The organism is Xanthomonas euvesicatoria (assembly GCF_013112235.1).
Classification (GTDB): domain Bacteria; phylum Pseudomonadota; class Gammaproteobacteria; order Xanthomonadales; family Xanthomonadaceae; genus Xanthomonas; species Xanthomonas euvesicatoria.
Window position 1 is genome coordinate 4891724 of the sequence record NZ_JABFFS010000001.1, and the last position, 22350, is coordinate 4914073.

General features: G+C 65.9%; 22 protein-coding genes and 1 other RNA gene. 18 read left to right on the forward strand and 5 right to left on the reverse strand.

Going from position 1 to position 22350, the window contains the following annotated elements; all coding sequences use genetic code 11:
• Positions 1-124 precede the first annotated feature (124 nt).
• The gene (locus HLH45_RS20840) at positions 125-985 is read right to left on the reverse strand and encodes a YicC/YloC family endoribonuclease (protein WP_033479014.1); all 861 of its coding nucleotides are present in this window, start codon (positions 983-985) and stop codon (positions 125-127) included.
• Positions 986-1094: 109 nt separating this feature from the next.
• Between HLH45_RS20840 and rph the strand changes: the two genes are divergently transcribed.
• The 8 genes from rph to HLH45_RS20880 all read left to right on the forward strand — a co-directional run bounded on the left by rph (position 1095) and on the right by HLH45_RS20880 (position 9086).
• Positions 1095-1820 (forward strand): ribonuclease PH, encoded by a 726-nt coding sequence (gene rph, locus HLH45_RS20845; protein WP_008575825.1) that lies wholly within the window; start codon positions 1095-1097, stop codon positions 1818-1820.
• Positions 1817-2209, forward strand: coding sequence for a VOC family protein (locus HLH45_RS20850; RefSeq protein ID WP_008575823.1), 393 nt, complete (start codon positions 1817-1819; stop codon positions 2207-2209). The genes rph and HLH45_RS20850 overlap by 4 nt, the downstream gene beginning before the upstream one ends.
• Positions 2206-2805, forward strand: coding sequence for an RdgB/HAM1 family non-canonical purine NTP pyrophosphatase (gene rdgB / locus HLH45_RS20855; RefSeq protein WP_008575822.1), 600 nt, complete (start codon positions 2206-2208; stop codon positions 2803-2805). Before HLH45_RS20850 ends, rdgB begins: the two co-directional genes overlap by 4 nt.
• A gap of 15 nt (positions 2806-2820) precedes the next feature.
• A complete protein-coding gene (hemW, locus tag HLH45_RS20860) occupies positions 2821-3978 on the forward strand; it encodes a radical SAM family heme chaperone HemW (protein ID WP_008575821.1) in 1158 nt (385 codons plus the stop codon).
• A gap of 292 nt (positions 3979-4270) precedes the next feature.
• Positions 4271-6700, forward strand: a complete 2430-nt coding sequence (locus HLH45_RS20865; RefSeq protein WP_074053357.1) for a DUF1631 domain-containing protein — start codon at positions 4271-4273, stop codon at positions 6698-6700.
• The gene (locus HLH45_RS20870) at positions 6697-7044 is read left to right on the forward strand and encodes a PilZ domain-containing protein (RefSeq protein WP_008575819.1); all 348 of its coding nucleotides are present in this window, start codon (positions 6697-6699) and stop codon (positions 7042-7044) included. The genes HLH45_RS20865 and HLH45_RS20870 overlap by 4 nt, the downstream gene beginning before the upstream one ends.
• A gap of 204 nt (positions 7045-7248) precedes the next feature.
• Entirely contained in the window at positions 7249-8574 is a 1326-nt protein-coding gene (gene pepQ, locus HLH45_RS20875) for a Xaa-Pro dipeptidase (protein ID WP_029820191.1), read from the forward strand.
• Positions 8575-8687: 113 nt separating this feature from the next.
• The gene (locus tag HLH45_RS20880; protein ID WP_008575817.1) at positions 8688-9086 is read left to right on the forward strand and encodes an XVIPCD domain-containing protein; all 399 of its coding nucleotides are present in this window, start codon (positions 8688-8690) and stop codon (positions 9084-9086) included.
• A gap of 162 nt (positions 9087-9248) precedes the next feature.
• Here the strand turns inward: HLH45_RS20880 and HLH45_RS20885 are convergent, their stop codons facing one another.
• Positions 9249-10577 (reverse strand): aminopeptidase P N-terminal domain-containing protein, encoded by a 1329-nt coding sequence (locus HLH45_RS20885; protein WP_008575816.1) that lies wholly within the window; start codon positions 10575-10577, stop codon positions 9249-9251.
• Positions 10578-10585: 8 nt separating this feature from the next.
• Positions 10586-11128: a YecA/YgfB family protein gene (locus HLH45_RS20890; RefSeq protein WP_011348467.1), complete on the reverse strand. Its 543-nt coding sequence runs from the start codon at positions 11126-11128 to the stop codon at positions 10586-10588.
• A 235-nt stretch (positions 11129-11363) separates the two neighbouring features.
• Here HLH45_RS20890 and HLH45_RS20895 point away from each other — a divergent pair, with 235 nt between their 5' ends.
• The 8 genes from HLH45_RS20895 to HLH45_RS20930 all read left to right on the forward strand — a co-directional run bounded on the left by HLH45_RS20895 (position 11364) and on the right by HLH45_RS20930 (position 15957).
• A complete protein-coding gene (locus HLH45_RS20895; RefSeq protein ID WP_003486122.1) occupies positions 11364-11585 on the forward strand; it encodes a TIGR02449 family protein in 222 nt (73 codons plus the stop codon).
• Positions 11582-11881 (forward strand): cell division protein ZapA, encoded by a 300-nt coding sequence (locus HLH45_RS20900; protein WP_008575813.1) that lies wholly within the window; start codon positions 11582-11584, stop codon positions 11879-11881. The genes HLH45_RS20895 and HLH45_RS20900 overlap by 4 nt, the downstream gene beginning before the upstream one ends.
• A gap of 95 nt (positions 11882-11976) precedes the next feature.
• A non-coding RNA gene (ssrS, locus tag HLH45_RS20905) (6S RNA) lies at positions 11977-12160 on the forward strand.
• 326 nt (positions 12161-12486) lie between these two features.
• Positions 12487-13077 carry a 5-formyltetrahydrofolate cyclo-ligase gene (locus HLH45_RS20910; protein ID WP_008575811.1) on the forward strand — a complete coding sequence of 197 codons (591 nt, stop codon included), beginning with the start codon at positions 12487-12489 and terminating at the stop codon, positions 13075-13077.
• Positions 13074-13550, forward strand: coding sequence for an EVE domain-containing protein (locus HLH45_RS20915; RefSeq protein ID WP_008575810.1), 477 nt, complete (start codon positions 13074-13076; stop codon positions 13548-13550). The genes HLH45_RS20910 and HLH45_RS20915 overlap by 4 nt, the downstream gene beginning before the upstream one ends.
• Positions 13551-13647: 97 nt before the next feature.
• Complete coding sequence (gene rpiA / locus HLH45_RS20920) at positions 13648-14295, forward strand: ribose-5-phosphate isomerase RpiA (RefSeq protein ID WP_008575808.1); 648 nt, start codon at positions 13648-13650, stop codon at positions 14293-14295.
• Between the two features lie 162 nt (positions 14296-14457).
• A complete protein-coding gene (locus tag HLH45_RS20925; protein WP_033479023.1) occupies positions 14458-14907 on the forward strand; it encodes a DUF192 domain-containing protein in 450 nt (149 codons plus the stop codon).
• 168 nt (positions 14908-15075) lie between these two features.
• Positions 15076-15957: a SirB1 family protein gene (locus HLH45_RS20930; protein WP_014090972.1), complete on the forward strand. Its 882-nt coding sequence runs from the start codon at positions 15076-15078 to the stop codon at positions 15955-15957.
• 144 nt (positions 15958-16101) lie between these two features.
• Here HLH45_RS20930 and HLH45_RS20935 read toward each other — a convergent pair whose 3' ends face one another.
• On the reverse strand, positions 16102-16341 hold the full coding sequence (locus tag HLH45_RS20935) for a rubredoxin (protein ID WP_008575804.1): 240 nt from the start codon (positions 16339-16341) through the stop codon (positions 16102-16104).
• 23 nt (positions 16342-16364) lie between these two features.
• On the opposite strand from HLH45_RS20935, the gene thiE reads away from it, so the two are divergent.
• Positions 16365-16988, forward strand: a complete 624-nt coding sequence (thiE, locus tag HLH45_RS20940) for a thiamine phosphate synthase (protein ID WP_008575802.1) — start codon at positions 16365-16367, stop codon at positions 16986-16988.
• Between the two features lie 850 nt (positions 16989-17838).
• Here the strand turns inward: thiE and HLH45_RS20945 are convergent.
• Complete coding sequence (locus HLH45_RS20945; RefSeq protein WP_008573119.1) at positions 17839-21021, reverse strand: outer membrane beta-barrel protein; 3183 nt, start codon at positions 21019-21021, stop codon at positions 17839-17841.
• Positions 21022-21323: 302 nt separating this feature from the next.
• On the opposite strand from HLH45_RS20945, the gene hemL reads away from it, so the two are divergent.
• Positions 21324-22350 (forward strand): glutamate-1-semialdehyde 2,1-aminomutase (gene hemL, locus HLH45_RS20950; RefSeq protein ID WP_171309854.1); only part of this gene is annotated, 1027 nt, incomplete at its 3' end.

Here is a 22350-nt window from a genome sequence, read left to right on the forward strand (position 1 = left end):
CGGGATTCGCGAACGGACTGCGGACCGGTGCCACCGGGGTCGACATGCTACCGGGATTGGCCGCAGCCCGCTGAAACGCGAGGTTGCCGTCGACCAATCCCGAATCCCCAATCACCAATCCCGGCTACTCGATGTTCTGCACCTGCTCGCGGATCTGGTCGATCAACACCTTCAGATCCACGGCGGCATTGGAGGTGCGGCTGTCCACCGACTTGGAGCCCAGCGTATTGGCTTCGCGGTTGAATTCCTGCAGCAGGAAGTCCAGGCGGCGACCGACCGGTTCGCGCTGCCTGAGCACGCGACGGATCTCGGCGATGTGGCTGGACAGGCGGTCCAGCTCCTCGTCCACATCCAGCTTCTGCAGCCACAGCACCAGCTCCTGCTCGGCACGGCCCGGGTCGACCGGATGCGGCAGGTCGGCCAGGCGCGCGGCCAGCTTGGCGCGCTGACCTTCGCGAATCACCGGAATCAGGACGCGCACCTCGGCGGCGATGCGTTCGATGGCATCTACCCGCTCGCTGATCGCCTCGGCCAGCTTGGCGCCCTCGCGCTCGCGCGCGATCACGAAGCTGGCCACCACCTCCTCCAGCAACGCCAGCGCCTGTGCCTGCAACGCGGGGGCGTCCACGTCCTGTACCTGCAGGACGCCGGGCAGCTGCAGCAGGTCGGTGAAGCCGACCTGCAATTTGGGGAACAGACCATCCAGCCGCGTGGCCAGCGCACCCAATTGCTGTAGCAGCGATTCGTTGACCGCCAGCGTCTGCGCGTTGTCGGGCGCGCGCAGGCGCAGCGTCAGATCCAGCTTGCCACGGCTGTTTTTCGCCGCCACCCGCTCGCGTAGCAACGGTTCCAGCGCACGCAATTCCTCGGGCAGACGCACACCCACTTCCAGAAAGCGGTGGTTGACCGAGCGCAGCTCGCAACCGAGCGTGCCCCAGGGTGTGATGCGTTCGCTGCCAGCGAACGCCGTCATGCTTCGGATCATCGTCAATCCCGTGCCGTCAAAGCGCGAATGGTACCCTAGCCGCCCTCGCCGGCTGCCTGCACGCTGCGCAGTGGCGCCAGACCCACCTCCCGACTTCCGGACTCATCGCATGACCTTTTCCCGTCCCAGCGGCCGCACGGCCGACCAGCTGCGCCCGGTGCGCATCGAACGCGCCTTCACCCGCCATGCCGAAGGCTCGGTGCTGGTCAGCTTCGGCGACACCCGCGTGCTGTGCACCGCCAGCGTGGAAAACCGCGTGCCGGGCTTCCTGCGCGGCAAGGGCGAAGGCTGGGTCACCGCCGAATACGGCATGTTGCCGCGCTCTACCCACACCCGTTCCGACCGCGAGGCTGCACGCGGCAAGCAGGGCGGACGCACGCTGGAAATCCAGCGCCTGATCGGCCGTGCACTGCGCGCCTGCGTGGATCGCAATGCACTCGGCGAACGCACCATCACCCTGGACTGCGACGTGCTGCAGGCCGATGGCGGCACCCGCACCGCGGCCATCACCGGCGCATACGTGGCGTTGGCCGATGCGGTGAACCTGCTGATCAAGCGCGGCGACATCAAGAAACACCCGCTGATCGGCGCGGTGGCTGCGGTGTCGGTCGGCATCTATCGTGGCGAACCGGTGCTGGACCTGGATTACCCGGAAGACAGCGACTGCGATACCGACATGAATGTGGTGATGAACGACGGCGGCGGCTTCATCGAGCTGCAGGGCACCGCCGAAGGCCATGCGTTCCGTCGCGACGAACTCAACGCGCTGCTTGCCCTGGCCGAAAAAGGCATGGGCGAGTTGTTCGCACTGCAACGTGCTGCGCTGGCCGGATGAGCCGTCGTATCGCCCTGACCACCTTGCTGGTTGCCGATTACGATGCGGCCATTGCCTGGTATACCGGCGCGCTGGGCTTCCACGTGCTGCAGGATCGCCCGCTCGATGACGGCAAGCGCTGGGTCGTGATCGGCCCGGGCGGTGCAGACGATGCCGCCCTGCTGCTCGCGCAGCCTGCCAACGCCACGCAACGCGCGCGCATCGGCGACCAGACCGGTGGGCGGGTGGATCATTTCCTCTACACCGATAACTTCTGGCGCGACCACGCGGCCATGCAGGCGTTCGGCGTGGAATTTCTGGAAACCCCGCGCGAAGAGCCGTACGGCACGGTCGTGGTGTTTCGCGATCTGTACGGTACCAAGTGGGATCTGCTGGAGCCCAAGCAATGAAACAACTGGTCCTGGCCAGCGGCAACGCCGGCAAGCTGGAAGAACTGCGTGCCATGCTCGCCGGCCTGCCGCTGCGCATCGTCGCGCAAGGCGACCTGGGCGTGGAAGATGTCCCGGAAACCGGCCTGACCTTCGTCGAGAACGCGCTGATCAAGGCGCGCCATGCCAGCGCGGTGACCGGTTTGCCGGCCCTGGCCGATGACTCGGGGCTGATCGTGGATGCATTGGATGGCGCGCCCGGTCTGTACAGCGCGCGCTATGCCGGCAGCCCAACCGATGCGCAGGCCAACAACGCCAAGTTGCTCGATGCGATGCGCGAGGTTCCGACCGATCGCCGCAGCGCGCGGTTTTATGCGGTGATCGTGTTGCTGCGGCATCCGGAAGATCCGCAGCCGCTGATTGCCGAAGGCAGTTGGGAAGGGGTGATCACCACCGAACCGCGCGGCGCTGGCGGCTTCGGCTACAACCCGGTGTTCCTGGACCCGGTGTATGGCCTGACCGCCGCGGAGATGGACACCGCGTTGAAGAACCGTCTCAGCCATCGTGCGGTCGCCCTGGCCACGCTGCAGCACAAGCTGCATGCGATGGCGCTGTAAGGCACGCCTCGCGCAATGCCCCAGCTGATTCCGCCGCCGCTGTCGCTCTACGTGCACCTGCCCTGGTGCGTGCGCAAATGCCCGTACTGCGATTTCAACTCGCACGCGGCCAAGGGCGTGCTGCCGTTCGAAGAATACGTGGATGCGCTGATCCGCGACCTGGATGCGGATCTACCGCTGGTGTGGGGCCGCGTGGTGCATTCGGTGTTCTTCGGCGGCGGCACGCCCAGCCTGTTTCCGCCGCAGGCGATCGACCGCTTCCTGCAGGCCGCGGCGGCGCGGCTGCGTTTTGCCCCGAATCTCGAAATCACCCTGGAAACCAATCCCGGTACCGCAGAACACGGCCGTTTCGAACACTACCGCGCTGCGGGCGTCAACCGCCTGAGCTTCGGCGTGCAGACCTTCGACGACCTGGCACTGCAGCGACTTGGCCGCATTCACGACAGCGCCGAAGCCGAGCGCGCGATCAAACTGGCGCAAGACGCCGGCTACGATAATTTCAATATCGACCTGATGTACGCGCTGCCCGAGCAGACGCTGATGCAGGCCGAGCACGATCTGGAGCGCGCCTTCGCGCTGCAGCCGACGCACCTGTCGCATTACCAGCTCACGCTGGAGCCGAACACGGTGTTCTTCGCGCGGCCGCCCAAGGGCATTCCCGACGACGATGCCGCCTGGGATATCCAGGAGCACTGCCAACGCCTGCTGGCCGACGCCGGCTACGCCCAATACGAAGTCAGCGCGTACGCCAAGCCGGGGCGACAGTGCGCGCACAACCTCAATTACTGGCGCTTCGGCGACTACCTGGGCATTGGCGCGGGCGCACACGGCAAGATCAGCTCCGGTGCCCAAGAGCACGTGTTGCGGCGCTGGAAACACAAGCATCCGCAAAGTTATCTGGCCAGTGCCGGCACCGCCGCATCCATCGGCGGCGATGAAATCGTGCCGGGCGAACGGCTGCCGTTCGAATACATGCTCAACCTGCTGCGCCTGCATGAGGGCTTCCGGCTCAGCGACTTCGAGGCTTCGACGGGCCTTGCGGCCTGCGTCATCGACGCGCCGCTGGCGCGCGCAGTGGCGCAGGGCTGGATGAGGCGGCAAGACGGGCGCGTGGTGCCGACCGAGTTGGGACGGCGCTTTACCAATGATGTGGTCGAGCTGTTCCTGGTCTGAGCGCAGCGAAGAGCTGCGTTCACTGCCAGGTCGGCGCGGCCGGGCGCCTGACATCGGCTTGTATCGCCTGCGTCCAGTACGCCATCACGCCTGGCTGACCCGTGCGCGGAGGTGTGAGCGGGCCTGGGCGCGTTGGCAGTACCGATGAATCGGCCGTCCGAGCTGCCGCATACCCGCATGACCACCGGCTGGCACACCGCAGGCCGCATGCGCCGGCGCGCGCCGATGCCGCGCGGTCAGCGAAAAAACATGCTACATAGCTCACGCTTCGAACCGAGCCCACCTCCCCCGGATGTCCATGCACGTGTCTCCCATGCAACCTGCAGTTAGCGGCCCGATTGCCGATGCGCCGGTGTCCGCGCGCGGCCGGCGACTGCTCGGCATGCTGCACGCGCAGTGCGTGCAGGCGTTGAGCGGGCCGCTGCGGCTGACCGTCGTCGAGCTGGAACGCGAGCTGTTGCATCAGGCCGAGCATGCACGCAATAGCCAGATCCAGGCCGAAACCTACGCACAGATGCGCGGCCTGCGCGACCACATCGACCGGTTTCCGCAGGCATTCCTGCAGGAACTGGCGCACGCGCTGGCAAGCCTGCGTGAGCGCCCGGTGCTGACACCATTGACCGATGTGCCTGCGCAAACACAGATGCTGACCCTGGTCGAAGACACCGATATCGACCGCGACATCGTATTGAGCGACATCGCACGGCGCGAAACGTCGCGGCGTGCCGATGCCCTGCACCTGCTGGCGCAGCGCTTGGCAGTGATCGGCGCGGTGGCCGAATTCGAGCTGGAAGAACTGCCGATGGGTCCCTACGCGCTGTGCCGCATCGTGCGCCAGTGCGGGCAGACGCTGGGGCTGAACCTGGATGGGCAGCTGACGCTGTACAAGGTGTTCGAGCGCCAGGTGATGGACCGCCTGGGCGACCTGTTCGAAAGTGCCAACGGCGCGCTGGCCCAGGAAGGCATCCTGCCGGGGCTGATCTATCACCCGTATCTGGTCAAACCCACGCAGGTGCAGTCGCGGCGTGCGCCGCCGGCAGCGGCGCATGGGTCGAAGGACGCTGCCGTAATGAGCACGCCCGGTGCGGGCCCGCGCACACCGCGACCGGCCACCGGCTGGGCGGGCCAAGCCGCACCGACGGCGTGGCAGAGCGCCTTGCTGGATCCCGCTGCCGCGCCACCGGCCATGGCAATCGCCGCACCTGCGCAGGCGCTGTCGCCGGCGCTCAACGACGCAGTCCAGGCGCTGGGCGGCTTGATGGCGTCGGCACGGCAGTCGCAGGCAGCGGGGCACGCAAGCCACGCAGGCGCGGGGGCGCCCGCCCATCACGAGGTCATGGCGCCCTCTCCCACCTCGCTCGCCGCTGTGGCCCAGGCATCGCAGCACAGTGCCGCCGCTGCGGTGCCCAAGGCAGCGCTTGGCGATGCCTTGGCCAGCCTGCAAGGCGTGCTGGCCACGCAGGCGGCAGCAACGCCACATGCATCCGGCATCGATGCAGTGCAGCGGCAGGTGCTGGAAGTGCTGCGCCGTCAGCACGGCCCCGATGCCGCGCTATCGCCGCAGGACAACGACACCTTCGACCTGCTCGGCCTGCTCTATGCGCAAATGCAGCGCGAAGTGCGCGAGCAAGCTCCCGCCCAGGCGCTGCTTGCCAAGTTGCAGGTGCCGGTGGTGCGCGCAGCGTTGGCCGACGCGCATTTTTTCGTGCGCGACCAGCACCCGGTGCGCGAACTGCTCAACACCGTCGCCGAGTCCGGGGCCGTGTGGCTGGGCGAGGACGATGCCGACCCGCAACTGCTGCACAAGCTGGGCAGCGCGGTCGACAAGATCGTCAACGACTATCAAGGCGACGAGGCTGTTTTCGCCGCGGCCAACGACGACATCCAGACGCATCTGCGCACCCTCGCGCGCAAGGCCGAGGTGGCCGAGCGGCGGCATGTGGATGCTGCGCGCGGAAAGGAGCGGCTGGAATCTGCCAAGCAGCAGGCCCAAGCGCGCATCGAGCAGCTGTGCGAACAAAGCGCGCCGCCGCGCTTTGTGCAATCGCTGCTGCGCCAGGCCTGGTCGGACGTGCTCACGCTGACATTGCTGCGGCAGGGCGAGCAGTCGCCCGAATGGGACGAGCGCCAAGCGCTGACCGCACGCATTGGCGAGGTCACCTGCCGCAGCAAGGGCCAACCCACCGACATCGCGCTGGGCACCGACGTGGAAACCGCGTTGCTGCAGGTGGGGTATCACCACGACGAAGCAGCGGCGATCGCACGGCGCTTGTCCACGCCCGGTGGCGAGGACGAGGTGACCTCGCGCACCGAGCTTGCCGCCAAGCTCAAGGCACGCGCGCGGCTTGGCGACCAGGGCGACAACGCTGCGCGCAAGCAGGCGGCTACGCCGCGCACGCCCGCCGAAGAGGAGTGCTACCTGCAGGTGCGCAGCTTGCCGTTCGGCACCTGGTTCGAATTCGTGGTCAACCAGCAAGGCGACCTGCGCCGGCAACGCCTGTCCTGGTACAGCCCGATGACCGGCAACGCGCTGTTCGTGAATCAGCGCGGGCAGAAGGTTGGCGAGCACTCGCTGGACAGCCTGGCACGGCTGATGGCCGGTGGGCAGGCACGTTTGGTGGTGGAAGAGAAATCGCGTCTGATCGATCGCGCCTGGCATGCCACCGTGCGCACGCTGCGCAGCCTGGCCGGCCAGTCGCCTGTTTCCGAGGGCCAGCCATGATCCAGGACACCCGCCGCGCACCGCGCCGCCAGCCGACCGACCTGCTGCCGGTCATCGACATGCTCAGCGAGGCGCAGATCGGCCGGGTCGGCAATGTGTCCGAAACCGGCATGCTGTTGTTGGCCTCGGTGCCACTGCACGACGACGCCCTGTACCAGTTGCGCTTTTCGCTGCCCGAACGGGTTGGCCGCGCGACCGAGATCGATGTCGGCGTGCATCTGCTGTGGTCCGAAGCCGCACACGCACCCGGGCAGGCCTGGGCGGGCTTCCGCTTCCTGACCATGTCCGAGCCGCACCGGCAACGCCTGCGCGCCTGGATCGCCGAAGAACATCTGGCCGGGTAAGCGCGGCCGACACACGGCCACGCAATGGCCAAGCGGGCGCTGCCGCTGCCTGCCGCCGCAGGCCCATGCGTCGCCTGTTGCTCCTTCGCGTCGGCGGTCGTCCACGGACGATTGCGCCCTGGTTGTCGGCCGTATCAGACACAGCGCCGTTGCAGGGATTGCGGCAAACTGCGCATCGCCTTTGCATTGCCGATCGAGCCCCGCATGCCCCAACCCTCCTTGAGCAGCCTGTACTCCGACCACCTGCGCACCCTCACCGCGCGCGCCGACGAAGCGCTGCAACGCGGCGGCTTCGAGCATCTGGTGGTTCCCAGCGGCAGCACGCATTACCAGCTGTTCGACGACCGCGATTACCCCTACGCGGTGAACCCGCAGTTCAAGGCCTGGGTACCGCTGACACGGGTCCCCAACAGCTGGCTGGTCTACACGCCGGGCAAGCGCCCGACGGTGATCTTTTATCAGCCGTTCGACTACTGGCATGTGGTGCCCGACGCGCCCAGCGGCTGGTGGGTCGACCACTGCGACATCCACATCATCCGCACCCCGGAGCAGGCGCTGGCGCTGCTGCCCAAGCACGCTGAGCGCTGCGCGATTCTCGGCGAGCCGCAAAGCACGCTCGGTGCATACGTGCCGAACAACCCGCAGCCGGTGCTCGATTACCTGGAATACCAGCGCGCGTTCAAGACACCCTACGAGCTGGCATTGCTGCGCATCGCACAGCAACTGGCGGTGCGCGGCCATCGCGCTGCGGAAGCCGCGTTCCGCGCCGGCCAAAGCGAATTCGGCATCCACATGGCGTATTGCGCGGCAGTGGGCCAGGACGCCAATGACTTGCCGTACGGCAACATCATCGCGCTCAACGAACACGGCGCGGTGCTGCACTACACCGAACTGGGCCAGCAGCCGCCGCAACCGCTGCGTAGCTTCCTGATCGACGCCGGCGCCTCCGCATACGGCTACGCCAGCGACATCACCCGCACCTACGCCGCCGACCCCGGCAGCGACTTTCAGGCGCTGATCGACGCGGTGGACGCCGCCCAGCTGCGCATGGGCCAGAACGTGCGCGCCGGCGTGGACTACAAGCAGTTGCACATCGAGGCGCATCTGGCGTTGATGGGCATCCTCAAGGAGTTCGGCGTGCTGACCGTCTCGCCGGAAGCAGCGTTGGCCACCGGCGTCAGCGCCGCGTTCTTCCCGCACGGCCTGGGCCATCTGATCGGCCTGCAAGTGCACGATGTGGCCGGTTTTGCCGCAAGCGACCGCGGCGGCCGCATCGAACGCCCGGCCGGCCACCCGTATCTGCGCCTGACCCGCGTGCTGGAACCCGGCATGGTGGTGACGATCGAGCCCGGCGTGTACTTCATCGACATGCTGCTGGACGAAGTGAAGAAGAACGGCCACGCCGCCAGCGTCAACTGGCAGCGCGTGGAAGCCTTCAAGCCCTACGGCGGCATTCGCATCGAAGATGAGGTGGCGTGCACCGACGGCAGCGCGGAAAATCTGACCCGCCCGGTCTTTGCCTCCGCATGAGCACCAGGCGCAACTGACGGTACTACGGTTGCGCTGAAGTGGGCTCTCAGCCGCGCCATCCACCGCCCGATCACGCCCGGCAACGTTTGGGCATCACCCTACGGAACACCGCCATGAACGACCCACGCCAGAGTTCGCACCCGGACCACCCGATGTATCAACAGATCGAACGCGGCGTGCATGCGATCGATGCCGCGCATGGCCGCGTCCCCGATCAGACCAGCGCACGCCTCACCGCCGCCTTGCTGCCACTGGCCAAGGAAGGTGGGCTCGTGCGCGTGGATCATGTGCTGATGAGCGAAGCGAACGATCGCGGCGTGCACGGCGGCGAAAACGTGTTCGTGGTGCAAGGCGACCCGGCCAACCCGGCGCATCTGCGCGCGCACATGAAAACCGAACAGGCGCTGGGCACGCCGGAAGAGCAATCGTTCGAGCGCGCGCGTCAGCTCGGCGGGCAGAGCGCGCCAGTGCAACAGCCCGAACGCACGCAGGCGCCGCAGCTGGGCCAATAACCGCCAGCCAACCCACGCCTGCGCAGCCGCCGGGCGCGCGCGGCCGATGCCAGGAGCCGTTGTCCGCCATGGCACTGCTGCGGCAATTGCGCTGCGGCGACGCCTGCACCATGACGCCGGCTGCAGCGTGTCGGTCCTTATGAATGTCGTGCACGCCGGCGCTCATGCGCCGCCGGCCATCTCCGCTTCGATCTCGTCGGCACTGCGCGCCAGCGCATCGGTCAGCACACGGTGGCCATCGGCAGTGATCAGCACATTGTCTTCGGTGCGAATGCCGATGCCGCGCCACTTGGCCTCTACCGAAGTGTCGTCGGCCGACACGTAGAGCCCCGGCTCGATGGTGAACACCATGCCGGGCTCGAGCAGCCGCGAATCGCCGGCCAGCCGGTAGTCGCCCACATCGTGCACATCCAGGCCCAGCCAGTGACCGGTCTTGTGCCGATAAAAGCGTTTGTAGTGTCCATCGGCGATGTTGCGCTCAAGTTTTCCCTTGAGCAGGCCCAGGCGCAGCAGGCCTTCGGTCAAGGTTTCCACCGCCGCCAGATGCCCGGCTTCGTACGCCACGCCGGGGCGCGCCTGTGCAAGCGCAGCCGCCTGCGCAGCACCGACCAGATCGTGCAATGCACGCTGCGCTGGCGTGAAGCGGCCGTTGACCGGAAAGGTGCGGGTGATATCGGCCGCATACCCACGATATTCGGCACCGGCATCGATCAGCACCAGCTCGCCATCGCGGCTGCGCGCATTGTTGGCACGGTAGTGCAGCACGCAGGCGTTGCTGCCGGTGCCGACGATGCTGCCGTATGCCGGCCATGCGTCGGCAGCGCGGAATTCGCGCTCGACCTCGGCCTGCAGTTCGTATTCGTGCACACCCGGCCGCGCCATCCGCATCGCTGCACGGTGCGCGCGCACGCTGATGTCGGCAGCCTGCTGCATCAGCGCGATTTCGTCGCGTGATTTGAACAGGCGCTGCTCGTGCAACAGATGCCCGAGCTCGAGGAATTCGTGTGGCGGCTGCGCCCCGTGGCGCACCTGCTCGCGCACGCGCTTGAGCCAGCCGATCAATTTGAGATCGAAATCGACATCGCGCCCGAAGTGGTAGTACACGCGGCTACGCCCTTCCAGCAGGCCGGGCAGGATCTCGTCGACATCGTCGATGGGGTACGCATCGTCCATGCCGTAGCGTTCCACCGCACCTTCCTGGCCCTCGCGCGGGCCATCCCAGGCTTCGCGTTCGGCATCGCGTTCGCGGCAGAACAGAATCGCTTCGCCATGCTTGCGGCCGGGCACCAGCACCAGCACCGCCTCGGGCTCCGGAAACCCGCTCAGATACCAGAAATCCGAATCCTGTCGATACGGGTAATGCGTGTCGTGGCTGCGCACGCGCTCAGGCGCGGCCGGCAAGATCAAAATCGCCTGCTCGCCCGCCATCTGCATCAGCTGCTTGCGCCGGCGCGCGTACTCGGCCGCGCCAATCCCGGTGAGCTTCTTCATGCCGGCAATCAGTTCAGACGCTGGCGAAAGCGCGGCCCCATCACGCAGTCGCCATGCAGCAACAGCACCGCCACGCGTACGAATTCTTCGATCTCGGCCAATGCGGTGTCGTCCTCGTCGGCCGCGTCGAAGTCCTCGCTGGAGGCCTGCGCCAGACGCGCCAGATCCTGCAGCGCTTCCTCGCCTTCTTCGCTCAGTGCCGGACGCTGCTGCGCAGCCAGGCCGAAGCCGCCCAGGAAGGCGCGGCACCAGTCGAACAATGCATCGGTGCGCGCCGGCAACGGGGCGCCGTCTTCGACCAGCAGCAGCTCGAAGGCGAAATCGCGGTCTTCCAGTTGCGCCACGGTGGCCTGCCGCAGCTGATCCAGCGCCCCACCCTGCTGGGGCGCCACCTGACCGCTGTCGGCCAGAATGCGCGCCAGCCAGTCGGCGCTGTCGGCACCGCCGCCGGAGAGCCACCCGCACAGTCCACCATGCAACTCCGCCGCAGAGGACGCCAGCGCGAGCTGACGGCTTTCGTGTTGCACAGCGGTTACGTCGGGCAGATCCATCGGGTCATCCAGGCTGAAGAGCGAAAGGTGCCGGCGCACGGCCGGCGATATGACTTCCCAGTGTACCAAGGCGGCCTGCGTGGGCCGCGACCTGCGCGTTTCAGCGCGCGTTCTCCTCCTGCAATGCCGGCCTGCCTGGATCGGTGCCAGGCCTTGCATGGCTTGGACCGACGCCAGGGATTGGGGCAAGCGTGGGCGCTTGACCACCCCGCGCACGGGCCCCTATCGTGAGCGCATGGACAACGCTGCCGCCCTCGCCCAGATCCGCGCACTCGCTGCCCGCGTGGAGGCGTTGGTGGAGCGTACCCAACGGCTCACCGACGAGAACCGCAGCCTGCGTCACCAACAGGAGCAGCTCATCGGCGAGCGCTCCCAACTGTTGACCAAGAACGAGCAGGCGCGCTCGCGGGTGGAAGCGATGATCGCCCGCCTGAAGTCATTGGAGCAGCACACGTGAGCAACAACGAACCGGTCAGCGTGCGTATTCTGGATCGTGAATACACGGTGGGCGTGACGGCAGACGAGCGCGAAAGTCTCACCGCCGCCGCGCGGCTGCTGGATCTACGCATGCGTGAGATCCGCGGCAGCAATCGCATGGCAGCAGTGGACCGTGTGGCAGTGCTGGCTGCGCTCAACTTGGCGCACGAGTTGCAGCAACTGCGCGAACAACAGGCGCTCTACGATCGTGAATTGGCAACGACGCTGGACACCTTGAATCGCCGGCTCGACAGCGTTGCCGACACACCGCGCTGAGTGGAATTCGCACTGCCATCGCAAATATGAATCCTCAAGCCCGCCGACCGACGAGTGGGCTAGCCATCGCGGCACAGAGGTCTATAATTCACCTGCGTTCTCTGCTGTAAACGACAGCGTGCAAAACATTCGCCTTGTCCCTTAATTACGACCACGGGGGCGCGACGAAGCCGGGTGTGCAAGTCCGCCTTGTAGCGGGAAGCCCGATGGCCTCACAACGTCCCCACTTGAACCCCGGGTTCAAGGTCGTTTCGCCCGCATCGTCACGGCGGAGAATGCAAATCTGAAACGGCGCCTTCGGGCGTCGTTTCTTTTTGTGCGTCTGACGGTCTGACATGCGACAGTTGAAGCGGCCCTGCGGGTCTGTTGCGCTCGCGATGCTGGTGCCGTGTCGGTGGCGTTGCCGCGCGCGGCAATGCGCACGCTGCATCGCCCATGCAGATGCAGATGCAGATGCAGGGCATATGTCCGGGTAGTGCGTACCCCGTAAGGCTCTATCGGCACGCCCACAGCGCAGGCGCAACTGCGGGCCGCGTCGCACGCCATGCTAGGCAGGCGCGTGTGCGCATTCGACAATGCAACACCGATTGCGCTGCGAGACACCGATGACCGAGGACCGAGATGCGTTGCGCCAGCAGTTGCGCGCACACCGCCGCAGCCTGCCGGCAGCGCAGCGCCTGGCCGCAGCCGATGCGTTGGCACAGCGTTTGCTGGCGCTGCCGTTCGCGCCGCAACAGGGCGCCGTAGCGGGCTATTGGGCGATGGACGGCGAAATTGCGCTGCACCGCTGGCAGCTGACCTTGCCGGCGGGAGTGCGCTACTGCCTGCCGGTGCTGGACGGGCGCGTGCTGCGCTTTGCGCCGTGGCGGCCGGGCCAGCCGCTGGTGAGCAATCGCTACGGCATTCCGGAGCCGGATGTGGCACGCGCCGACACGTTGGCACCGGAGGAGATGGCACTGGTGGTGACGCCGCTGACCGGCTTCGATGCGGCGTGCCGTCGGCTGGGAATGGGAGGCGGCTGGTATGATCGCAGCTTCGCGTTCCGGCATCGCCAGGCGCCGCCTCCCTGGCTGGTCGGTGCTGGCTTCGCTGCGCAGCAGGTGCCCGCCCTGCCTTCCGAAGCATGGGATGTGGCGGTCGACGCCATCTGCACCGAACGCGCCACCTTCCTGAAAGACGACACCGTTTCCGAATGACTGCCCGCAAGCGCTACTGGTTGATGAAGTCCGAGCCGGACACGTTCTCCATCGATGATCTGGAACGTGTCGGCACCGAGCCCTGGAACGGCGTGCGTAACTACCAGGCGCGCAACTTCATGCGCGATGGCATGCAGGTGGGCGATGGCGTGTTTTTCTACCATTCCAACTGCAAGGTGCCCGGCATCGTCGGCATCGCCAAGGTGGCGAGCGCGGCGTATCCGGACGACACCCAGTTCGACCCGTCTTCCGACTACCACGACCCAAAATCCACCCGCGAGGACCCGCGCTGGATGCTGGTGGACGTGGCGTTCGAGCGCAAACTCGCCCGCACGATTTCGCTGGATGAAATCAAGCAAGAGGCCGATGCGCTGGGCGAAGGCTTTGCGCTGATCGCACGCGGTAACCGCCTGTCGATCCTGCCAGTGACCGCCGCGCAGTGGAAGTTGCTGCTGGCGATGGAAACGCCGTGATTGGGGATCCGGCAGTTGGGATTCGCCCATTGCCACCCCGCGTGACCGGCTTTTACGAATCCCAAATCCCCAATCACTAATCCCGAGCTCTTTACCCATGTCCGAAGCAAAACGCCTGGCCGCCGAAAAAGCGATCGATTACGTGGAAGACGGCATGATCGTCGGAGTGGGCACCGGCTCGACGGTGGCTTACTTCATCGACGCGCTGGGCCGCATCGGCCATCGCATCAAGGGCGCAGTGTCCAGCTCCGAACAGAGCACCGCGCGCCTGCGCCAGCATGGCATCGAGGTGCTGGACCTCAATCACACCGGCAATCTGTCGCTGTACGTGGACGGCGCCGACGAGTGCGACCCGAACCGTTGTCTGATCAAGGGCGGCGGCGCAGCGCTGACGCGCGAGAAGATCATTGCCGAAGCCAGCGAGCGCTTCATCTGCATCGTCGACCCCAGCAAGCAGGTGCCGGTGCTGGGCAAGTTCCCGCTGCCGGTGGAAGTGATTCCGATGGCACGCAGCCTGGTGGCCCGCCAGATCCTGGCATTGACCGGCGGCCAGCCGGTGTGGCGCGATGGCGTGGTCACCGACAACGGCAACGTGGTGCTGGACGTGCATCACCTGCAGATTACCGACCCGGTGGGCCTGGAGCGCAGCTTGAACCAGATTCCCGGCGTGGTCTGCGTGGGTTTGTTCGCGCGGCGCCCGGCCGATGTGGTGATCGTGGGCGGCGAGCCACCACAGGTGATCTGAAGATCGCGCGCGGGCCTTCGCATGCGCAGTGACGGCCCGCATTGCGAAGCGATGGCGGGTCGCACATATCCCGCTTGCAGCAACCGCACGACGCGCCGCAGCCGCTTGACGCACGCGGCCGCTTGGCAGATGGTGCGGCATCCTCGCCAGTTGGTATGCCGCATGCGTTGTTCTGGTCTTCTAATCCTTGCGCTTCTGCTCCTGCTCGGCGGCTGCGCCAGCAGCGGCGACAGCTGGGTGGAATTGGCAGGCACGCGCTACAAGGTGGAACTGGCGCAGAACGATGCCGATCGCGCCAAGGGCCTGATGTTTCGCGATGCCATGGACCAAGACCGCGGCATGCTGTTCATCCACGACCGCCAGGAGCCGATGGCGTACTGGATGAAGAACACCAAGATCGCGCTGGATATCCTGTATTTCGATGAACAGCGCCGGCTGGTCTCCCAGCAGCGCGATGTGCCGCCGTGTTCGGCCGGCGACGCCTGTCCGCCCTATCCCAGCAGGCAGCCCGCGCGCTATGTGCTGGAGCTGAATGCCGGCCAGGCCGCCAAGCTCGGCCTGAAGGATGGGGCAACGCTGCGCTTCAGCCCGGACATCCCGACGCCCGAATAAGCGGCTGCAAGCAGGTCCTGGGACCATACCAGCCAGGCGCATGGGGCCTGCCGACGGGTGAGACCTGCGCGTCACCTTTCCGAACGGCGTTTGCGACCGTCGGACGCAGGGCCGCCTGTCAGCGTTACGCGTTCATGCGCCCCGCGTCCCTGTCAGGAAGTACCGGACTTGAACCCTGCGCCGCTTGCCGACACTCTTGGCAGCATGGTCGACATGCTCCCACTTCCCCATTGGACCGCGCTCGCCAGCCTGGACGACGATGCGGTGCCGTTGATGTCCACCGCGCTGCTGATCGCGCGCGACGAGTATCCGCAGCTGGATGCCGAGCTGTACGACACGCTGGTGCAGAGCCACGTCGAGCATCTGCGCCGCGAAGTGGACGCAATCGATCTATGGCCGCTGAAGATGGCGGCGGTCAATCGCTACCTATTCGACGAGCTGGGCTATTCGGGCAATCACGACGAGTATTACGACCCGCGTAACAGCTACCTCAACCAGGTGTTCGAGCGCCGGCTGGGCAATCCGATTTCACTGGCGATGGTGCAGATCGAAGTGGCGCGCCGGCTGGGCATCCCGTTGGCGGGGGTGTCGTTTCCCGGCCATTTCCTGGTGCGTCTGCCGGTGGATGACGGCGTACTGGTGATGGACCCGTTCAACGGCGGCCGTCCGCTGGGCGTGGATGAGCTGCGCGAACGTGCCCGCCCGCACCTGGGCGGCGAAATTCCCGACGACCGCGCGCTCGCGCAGATTCTCGACCCCGCCCCGCACCGCGCGATCTTGATCCGCATCCTGCGCAACCTGCACGGCGTCTATGCCGATGCCGAGCACTGGGACCGCGCTGCCCGCAGCGCCGACCGCATCCTGAAGCTGGTGCCCGACCAACCCGAGGCCCTGCGCGACCGCGGCATGGCCTATCTGCATCTGGGCCACCGCAACGGCGCACGCCACGATCTGTCGCGCTACCTAGTGCTCAACCCGGGCGCGCAGGACGCGGCCCATCTGCACGAACACCTGGTGGAATTGAATAGCCAGCGCGCGCGGGCGCATTGAGCGCGTAGACGCGCCGGCTGGCTAGGCCAGTCTGCCCGGATAGGCCACCGCCGCGTGGTTCTCGGCAACGCAGGCACTGGCCGGCCCGCATTGCAGCAGCATCGTGGTCGCCGACGCTGCCTGATTGCACGCCGTTGGCGGCGCTCAGTCGATCTCCACCATCTCGAAGTCCTCCTTGGTCACGCCGCAATCGGGGCAGGTCCAGGTGTCGGGGACGTCCTGCCAGCGGGTACCCGGGGCGATGCCTTCTTCGGGGATGCCGTCGGCCTCGTGGTAGAGAAACCCGCAGACGACGCACATCCAGGTGCGGTAGGTGGTCGTGGATGTCTCGCTCATCGGATAATCGCGGTCATGCAACAGTGGGCCTGCATTGTCCCATCCCATCCACCGCTTTCGGAAGCGTTGCCATGCCCAACCGTCTCGACGTTCGCGGCGTCTATCTGATCACCCCCGACGAGCCCAACACGCAGCGCCTGCTGCTGCGCACGGCGCCGTTGCTGGGGTCGATCACCTGGCTGCAATACCGCAACAAGCAGGCGGATGCGGCGCTGCGGCTGCGCCAGGCCGGCGCCTTGCGCGAGGCATGCGCGGCCCATGGCGTGCCGTTGATCATCAACGACGATGCGCAGCTGGCGGCGCAGGTCGGTGCGCAAGGCGTACATCTGGGCGAAGACGATGGCGATGTGGCGGCAGCGCGCGCACTGCTGGGCGAGCAGGCCATCATCGGGGTGTCGTGCTACGACGATATCGAGCGCGCGCGCGCCGCAGCGGAAGCGGGCGCCAGTTACGTGGCCTTCGGTGCATTTTTCCCGACCACCACCAAGCAGACCACCCGGCGCGCAACGCCTGCGTTGCTGCAGCAGGCAGCCGAACTGAACCTGCCGCGCGTCGCGATCGGTGGCATTGCGCCTGCTCAGGTGACTGCGCTGGTGACTGCCGGCGCCGATCTCATTGCGGTGGTCAGTGGCGTGTACGCGGCGCCGGATCCGGTCGCAGCGGTGCAGGAGTATCGCGCAGGGTTTGGGTGTTAGTGCGGCGGGCTTTCGGGCTATGACGCTCTTTGTCAAAGCCTTCTAATGCGCTTCAAGATAGCGAGAGTTTGTTTCGCTGCATCGCCGGTTTCAAAAGCCAGGTGCGCCGGATGTGCGGTGCCCCCGCCGCTCGCGGGACACGCCGTCAATCCGTCCTTGGAGGCTCGATGGCGGCATCCATGCCGCCAACGGTCCCGCAAGCGGCGAGGACACCGCACCAGAAGGTTGGCTGGCGGCCAACCGAGCGGGTCGTTGCGTGCGCGGCCACGCTGCTGCCGATTGCTTCGTGATGGCACTTGCCGGGCACGACGAGAGAATGACCAGAGAAGCGGGTGATTGACCGATGTGGAAAGCGCCTCGAGCGCTGCTCCCACATGCACAGCAACCAACGCGACAGGCCCTTGCCCGCCTACCGTCGCCGGACCTTACGCGGCATGGATGCCGCGTAAGAGCTTACAGGGACGTACTTGCAGCGTGTCCGGCGATGGTAGGCGGGCAAGGGCCCTGCAGCCAAGAAGCAGATCTAAGGCTCCCAGGCTTGGCCATACAAACCGTCCAATCCACTTCAAGACCGCGACATGTATTTCACTGCATCGCGTTGCCTCGAACATCGCGTGCGCGGTGCCTTCGCCAGACAGCTTGCTGGCAGTTTTATTGAAAGCGATGCAGACACGCGATCATGACGTACCCCTGCTAGCCGAACGCCGAGATCAAGTGCACTGCGCTCAGCAAGCCGGCTGTATGTCTTCACTCAGCAGAGCCGCCCCCACTCGACCGCCATCCCCCAAAAAAAACAGCGACGCGTGCCATCACGCGTCGCTGCCGGGACTGCCGTTATCGCGTGGCGCAATTAAAAGTCGTAGCTCAACGTCACCCGACCCGAGCGCGGCGCCTGATAGGCGACGACCTGGTCCCATAGCGGGTTGGTGGTGTTGTCGGGCAATTGCGAGAACGGGTAGATGTTGGTCGCGGTCTGCTCGTTGGTGATGTTGAATACGTCCACGCGCAACGCCAGCTTGCCATCTGCAAATGCCGGCTTGTAGGTCACGCCCATGTCCAGCTGCGCGATCCAGCCCAAACGCCCCTGCGAGCCGGGAGGCGATGCCACGCCGGTGCCGGTCTCCGGGTTGTAGCAGTAGTGGTACGGGCCGCCGGTAATTGCACTGCCGCCGTAGCCGGCCGGATCGCGGCCGCTATATTCGGTCCCGTAGTAGTTGCCCAGGCAGTTGTGCGGAGCACCGGAAATCAGGCTGAAATTGGCCGATGCGCCCCATTGCGGGGTGAATTGGTAGAAGCCGAACAACTTGAGCTGATGGCGATGATCGTTGGATTGATCGCCATTGAAGTGTTCCATCAACGCAGGGTGGTCCCAGCTTTGCGTGGTCGAGACCGAGGCCTGGCCCTGATAGCTGCCCAGCGCGCCGCCGGTGCGCCACAGATCCGAACGCACCTGGCCCTCGGTGGTGCCGTAGCTATGCGACCAGACGTAATTGACTTTGGCATACCACTTGCCGTCGAACGGACGCTCCAGATTGAATTCCAACGCCGAATAATTGCGCTTGAACTTCGGGAAACCTGCCGCCTCACGGCTCACCGATATTTCGTGGAACTGGCCATCGGTGCCGATCACCCCCCAGGTATTGGTCTGGCCCGGATTGATCAACGATGCGCCCGCCACCTTGGAGAAATCGATGGTCACGCCTTGCGCCGCTGCCGCATCGATCAACGCGGTGTTGGAGACGTCATAGTTCTGGTCGTCGATGCCGGCATTGAGACGGCGATGCGTGCCGCGCACGCCCAGCACCCAGCCGCTATCGAGTTGCTTGGTAAATCCGAGGATGAGTTCGTCCTGGTTTTCGCCTTCGATGTCCTTGGCCACCGCGGTGCGTACATCGGCGATGCGACCGAAGCGCGAATTGGCCGACACCGCCGAACCCAGCTGCTGCGCCAGGATCGGCGTGCCGTCGGCATTGATGCCGCTGTAGGTGAAGTAGGTATCGGTGGTCGTGGCCGGGGTGAACAGACTCACCGCCGACAGCGGCAGACCGAGGTAGTAACGGCCAAGGTTACCGAACACCTTCAAGCTGGAATCGCCATTGACGTCCCAGCTGAAGCCCAGGCGCGGCGCCCACGCGTTGTCGATTTCGATGTAGGGATCACCGAACGGGGTGTAGTTGGTGAACTCGTCCTTGCGCAGGCCCAGGCTCAGCAGCAGATTGTCGGTGACCTGCCACTTGTCTTCGATGTAGTAGGCGCGTTGCTTGGCCTCGTACGAATACAGGCTGGTGTTGATGTTGCGCACCACGTAGTAGCCACTGGATCCATTGACCGGATCCACCAAACCCGGGCTCGGCGCACCGATGCCGCCGGCTTCGTTGGCCGACTGGCTGACCAGACCGCCGGTGGCCAGCCCGTACGGGTCATTGGTCTGTCCGTAGGTCCAGGCAAACCCGGGGCCAGAGAGGATCGAGCCGACATCGATGCCTTCTGACTTCTGGTTATCGAGACCGAAGTTGAGCGTGTGGTGGCCGATGCGCCATTCCAGATTCAGGCGCTGGTTGTCTTTTTTGTACTCGCGGTCCGGCGAGCTGACCGAGGTGACCAGCTGGTTGCCGATGCGCGGTGTGCCGCCGGTGTAGGCAGGGTTCTGCAATGCGGCGCTGTTGATCACCGGACCGCCAGCCGCGTCGTAGTTGAACGGCGTCAGTTCGTCCGGCGTTCTCATCTTGCCGTACAGGGCGGTCACGGTGAGGTTGTCGCTCAGATAGCCGGTGTACTTGCCGGTGAACAGCGTCGGCCCGGTTTTCCAGGTGGATTCGTCGGTGAAGTAGGCGCCACGCTGTCGCGTAACATAGTCGTAACGATAGATCGAGCCATTGGTTTCGGCGACGTCGCTGGCACCGGTCACCTCGATCAGGTGGTTGTCGGTGATGTTCCAGTCCACCTTGGCGTACCAGCGTTTCTGGGTGTAGTCGTAGTCGGTGAGGCCGCCGGTGCGGCCGTTGTCGGTGTCGCGATTGGTGCCCACGCGCACGCCGTCGGAGTTCACCTGCTCGGCGGCCAGGAAGAAGAACAGCTTGTCCTGGATGATCGGCCCGCCGACATAGGCGCTGTAGGTGGTCTGGTTGGCCTCGGCCTCGCTGGCGGGCTGGTACAGGCCATTGGCCGCACGCGCATAGCGGTAGGCGGCGTTGTTGATGGTGCTGCCCTGGCTGTCCGGGCGCCAATAGATGTCGCGCTGATTGGCCTTGAGGCCGTTCGGCTCCCAGATCACTGCAGCGCCGAACTTCCACTCATTGGTGCCACGCTTGCCGATCTGGTTGATCACGCCGCCGTTGGCGCGGCCGTACTGCGCGCCGTAGCCTCCGGTAAAGATTTCCTGCTGGTCGATGGCGCCGTACGGCAGGGTCAGGCCGCCCAGGTTGTTGCTGATGGTGGTGGTGTTGAAGCCGTTGAGGTAGTACGCATTTTCGCTGGCGGCCGAGCCGCCGAAGCTGGGGAGCGAGCCGCCGAGCGGGCCGTTGTCGAAGCCGCCGCTGTTGACCACCACCCCCGGTGCCAGCAGCGCGATCGCTTCGGCGGTGCGGCCCAGCGGCAGTTGCTGCAACTGTTCGGCGGTGACCACGGTGCGCGTATCCACGCTGCTGACGTCGATGGTGGTGAGGCTAGCGGCGCTGACGGTGACGCTGTCCAGGGTCTGCACGCCGCTCCCCGCGGCTGCGCTGGCAGCGAAGGACACGTCTGTATTGGCCCCGACTGTGATGGCGACGTTCTCGCGCGTCTCCACCACTGCGCCATCGCGCTTGACCGTCACCTTGTAGGTGCCCAGCGGCAGATTGCCGGCGGTGTAGCGGCCGCGTGCGTCCACCGGCACCTCGCGGCTGAAGCCGCTATTGTTTTCCACCAGCACGCTCGTGCCACTGCCCTGCCCCACGCTGCCGACGATGCTGCCGGTGGTGGACTGCGCGTGGACGCTGCCCATGGCCACGACCAATGCCAATGCCAAGGCACGCTTCTGGATACTACGGTTCATGCTCTCTCCCCAGGTCTTGAACTGTCGGCAAGGCGACAAACGAACGGTGCCAATGGCTACCGAAATCACACTTTCTGAACATCTGCAGCGCGATGCCAATGACTGCGCGCCATCAGCTCATTCCAAACTGTCGATTACGTCGCGTTCGATCATAGGCAGCCAAGTTCCCCCATCCGCCCACTTCGACGGGTAGGCGGGTGTCCGACGGGTAGGCGCGCAAGGCCGCAGGCCTGACAATGGCGCACGCGATGCCCGCTGCCGGGCGTCGATGCCCCCAATCGGTATTCCTCAAGGATTTGCGCATGAACCATTCCCGCTCCCACGCCCTGTTCGCCCAGGCGCAGACCTTGCTACCCGGCGGCGTCAACTCGCCGGTGCGGGCGTTCAAATCGGTCGGCGGCGAGCCGTTCTTCGTGGCGCGCGCCGATGGCCCGTATCTGTTCGATGTCGACGACAACCGCTACATCGACTACGTGGGCTCGTGGGGGCCGATGATTGCCGGACACAACCACCCGGCCGTGCGCGAAGCGGTCGAGCGGGCGATCGGCAACGGGCTGTCGTTCGGTGCGCCTTGCGCAGCCGAAGTGACGATGGCGCAGACCATTACCCGGCTGGTGCCCTCCTGCGAGATGGTGCGCATGGTCAACTCCGGCACCGAAGCCACGCTGTCGGCGGTACGCCTGGCGCGTGGCGCCACCGGGCGCAATCGCATCATCAAGTTCGAAGGCTGCTATCACGGCCACGGCGATTCGTTTCTGGTCAAGGCCGGCAGCGGCATGCTGACCCTGGGTGTACCGACCTCGCCCGGCGTACCCGCAGGGCTGAGCGAGCTGACCGCCACGCTGAGCTTCAACGACTTCGAAGGCGCCACCGCGCTGTTCGACGAGATCGGTGCGGAGGTGGCGGCGGTGATCATCGAGCCGGTGGTCGGCAACGCCAACTGCATTCCGCCGCAGGCCGGCTATCTGCAGCATCTGCGCACGCTGTGCACGCGGCACGGCGCGTTGCTGATCTTCGACGAAGTGATGACCGGCTTCCGCGTCGCGCTCGGTGGTGCGCAGGCACATTACGGCGTGACCCCGGACCTGACCACCTTCGGCAAGATCATCGGCGGCGGCATGCCGGTGGGCGCGTACGGCGGCCGCCGCGACTTGATGGAGCAGGTTGCTCCGGCCGGGCCGATCTACCAGGCCGGCACCTTGTCGGGCAACCCGGTAGCGATGGCCGCCGGCCTGGCGATGCTGGAGCTGGTGCAGGAGCCGGGCTTCCACACGCGCCTGAGCGAGGCCACCAGCCTGCTGTGCGAAGGCCTGGAAGATGCCGCACGCG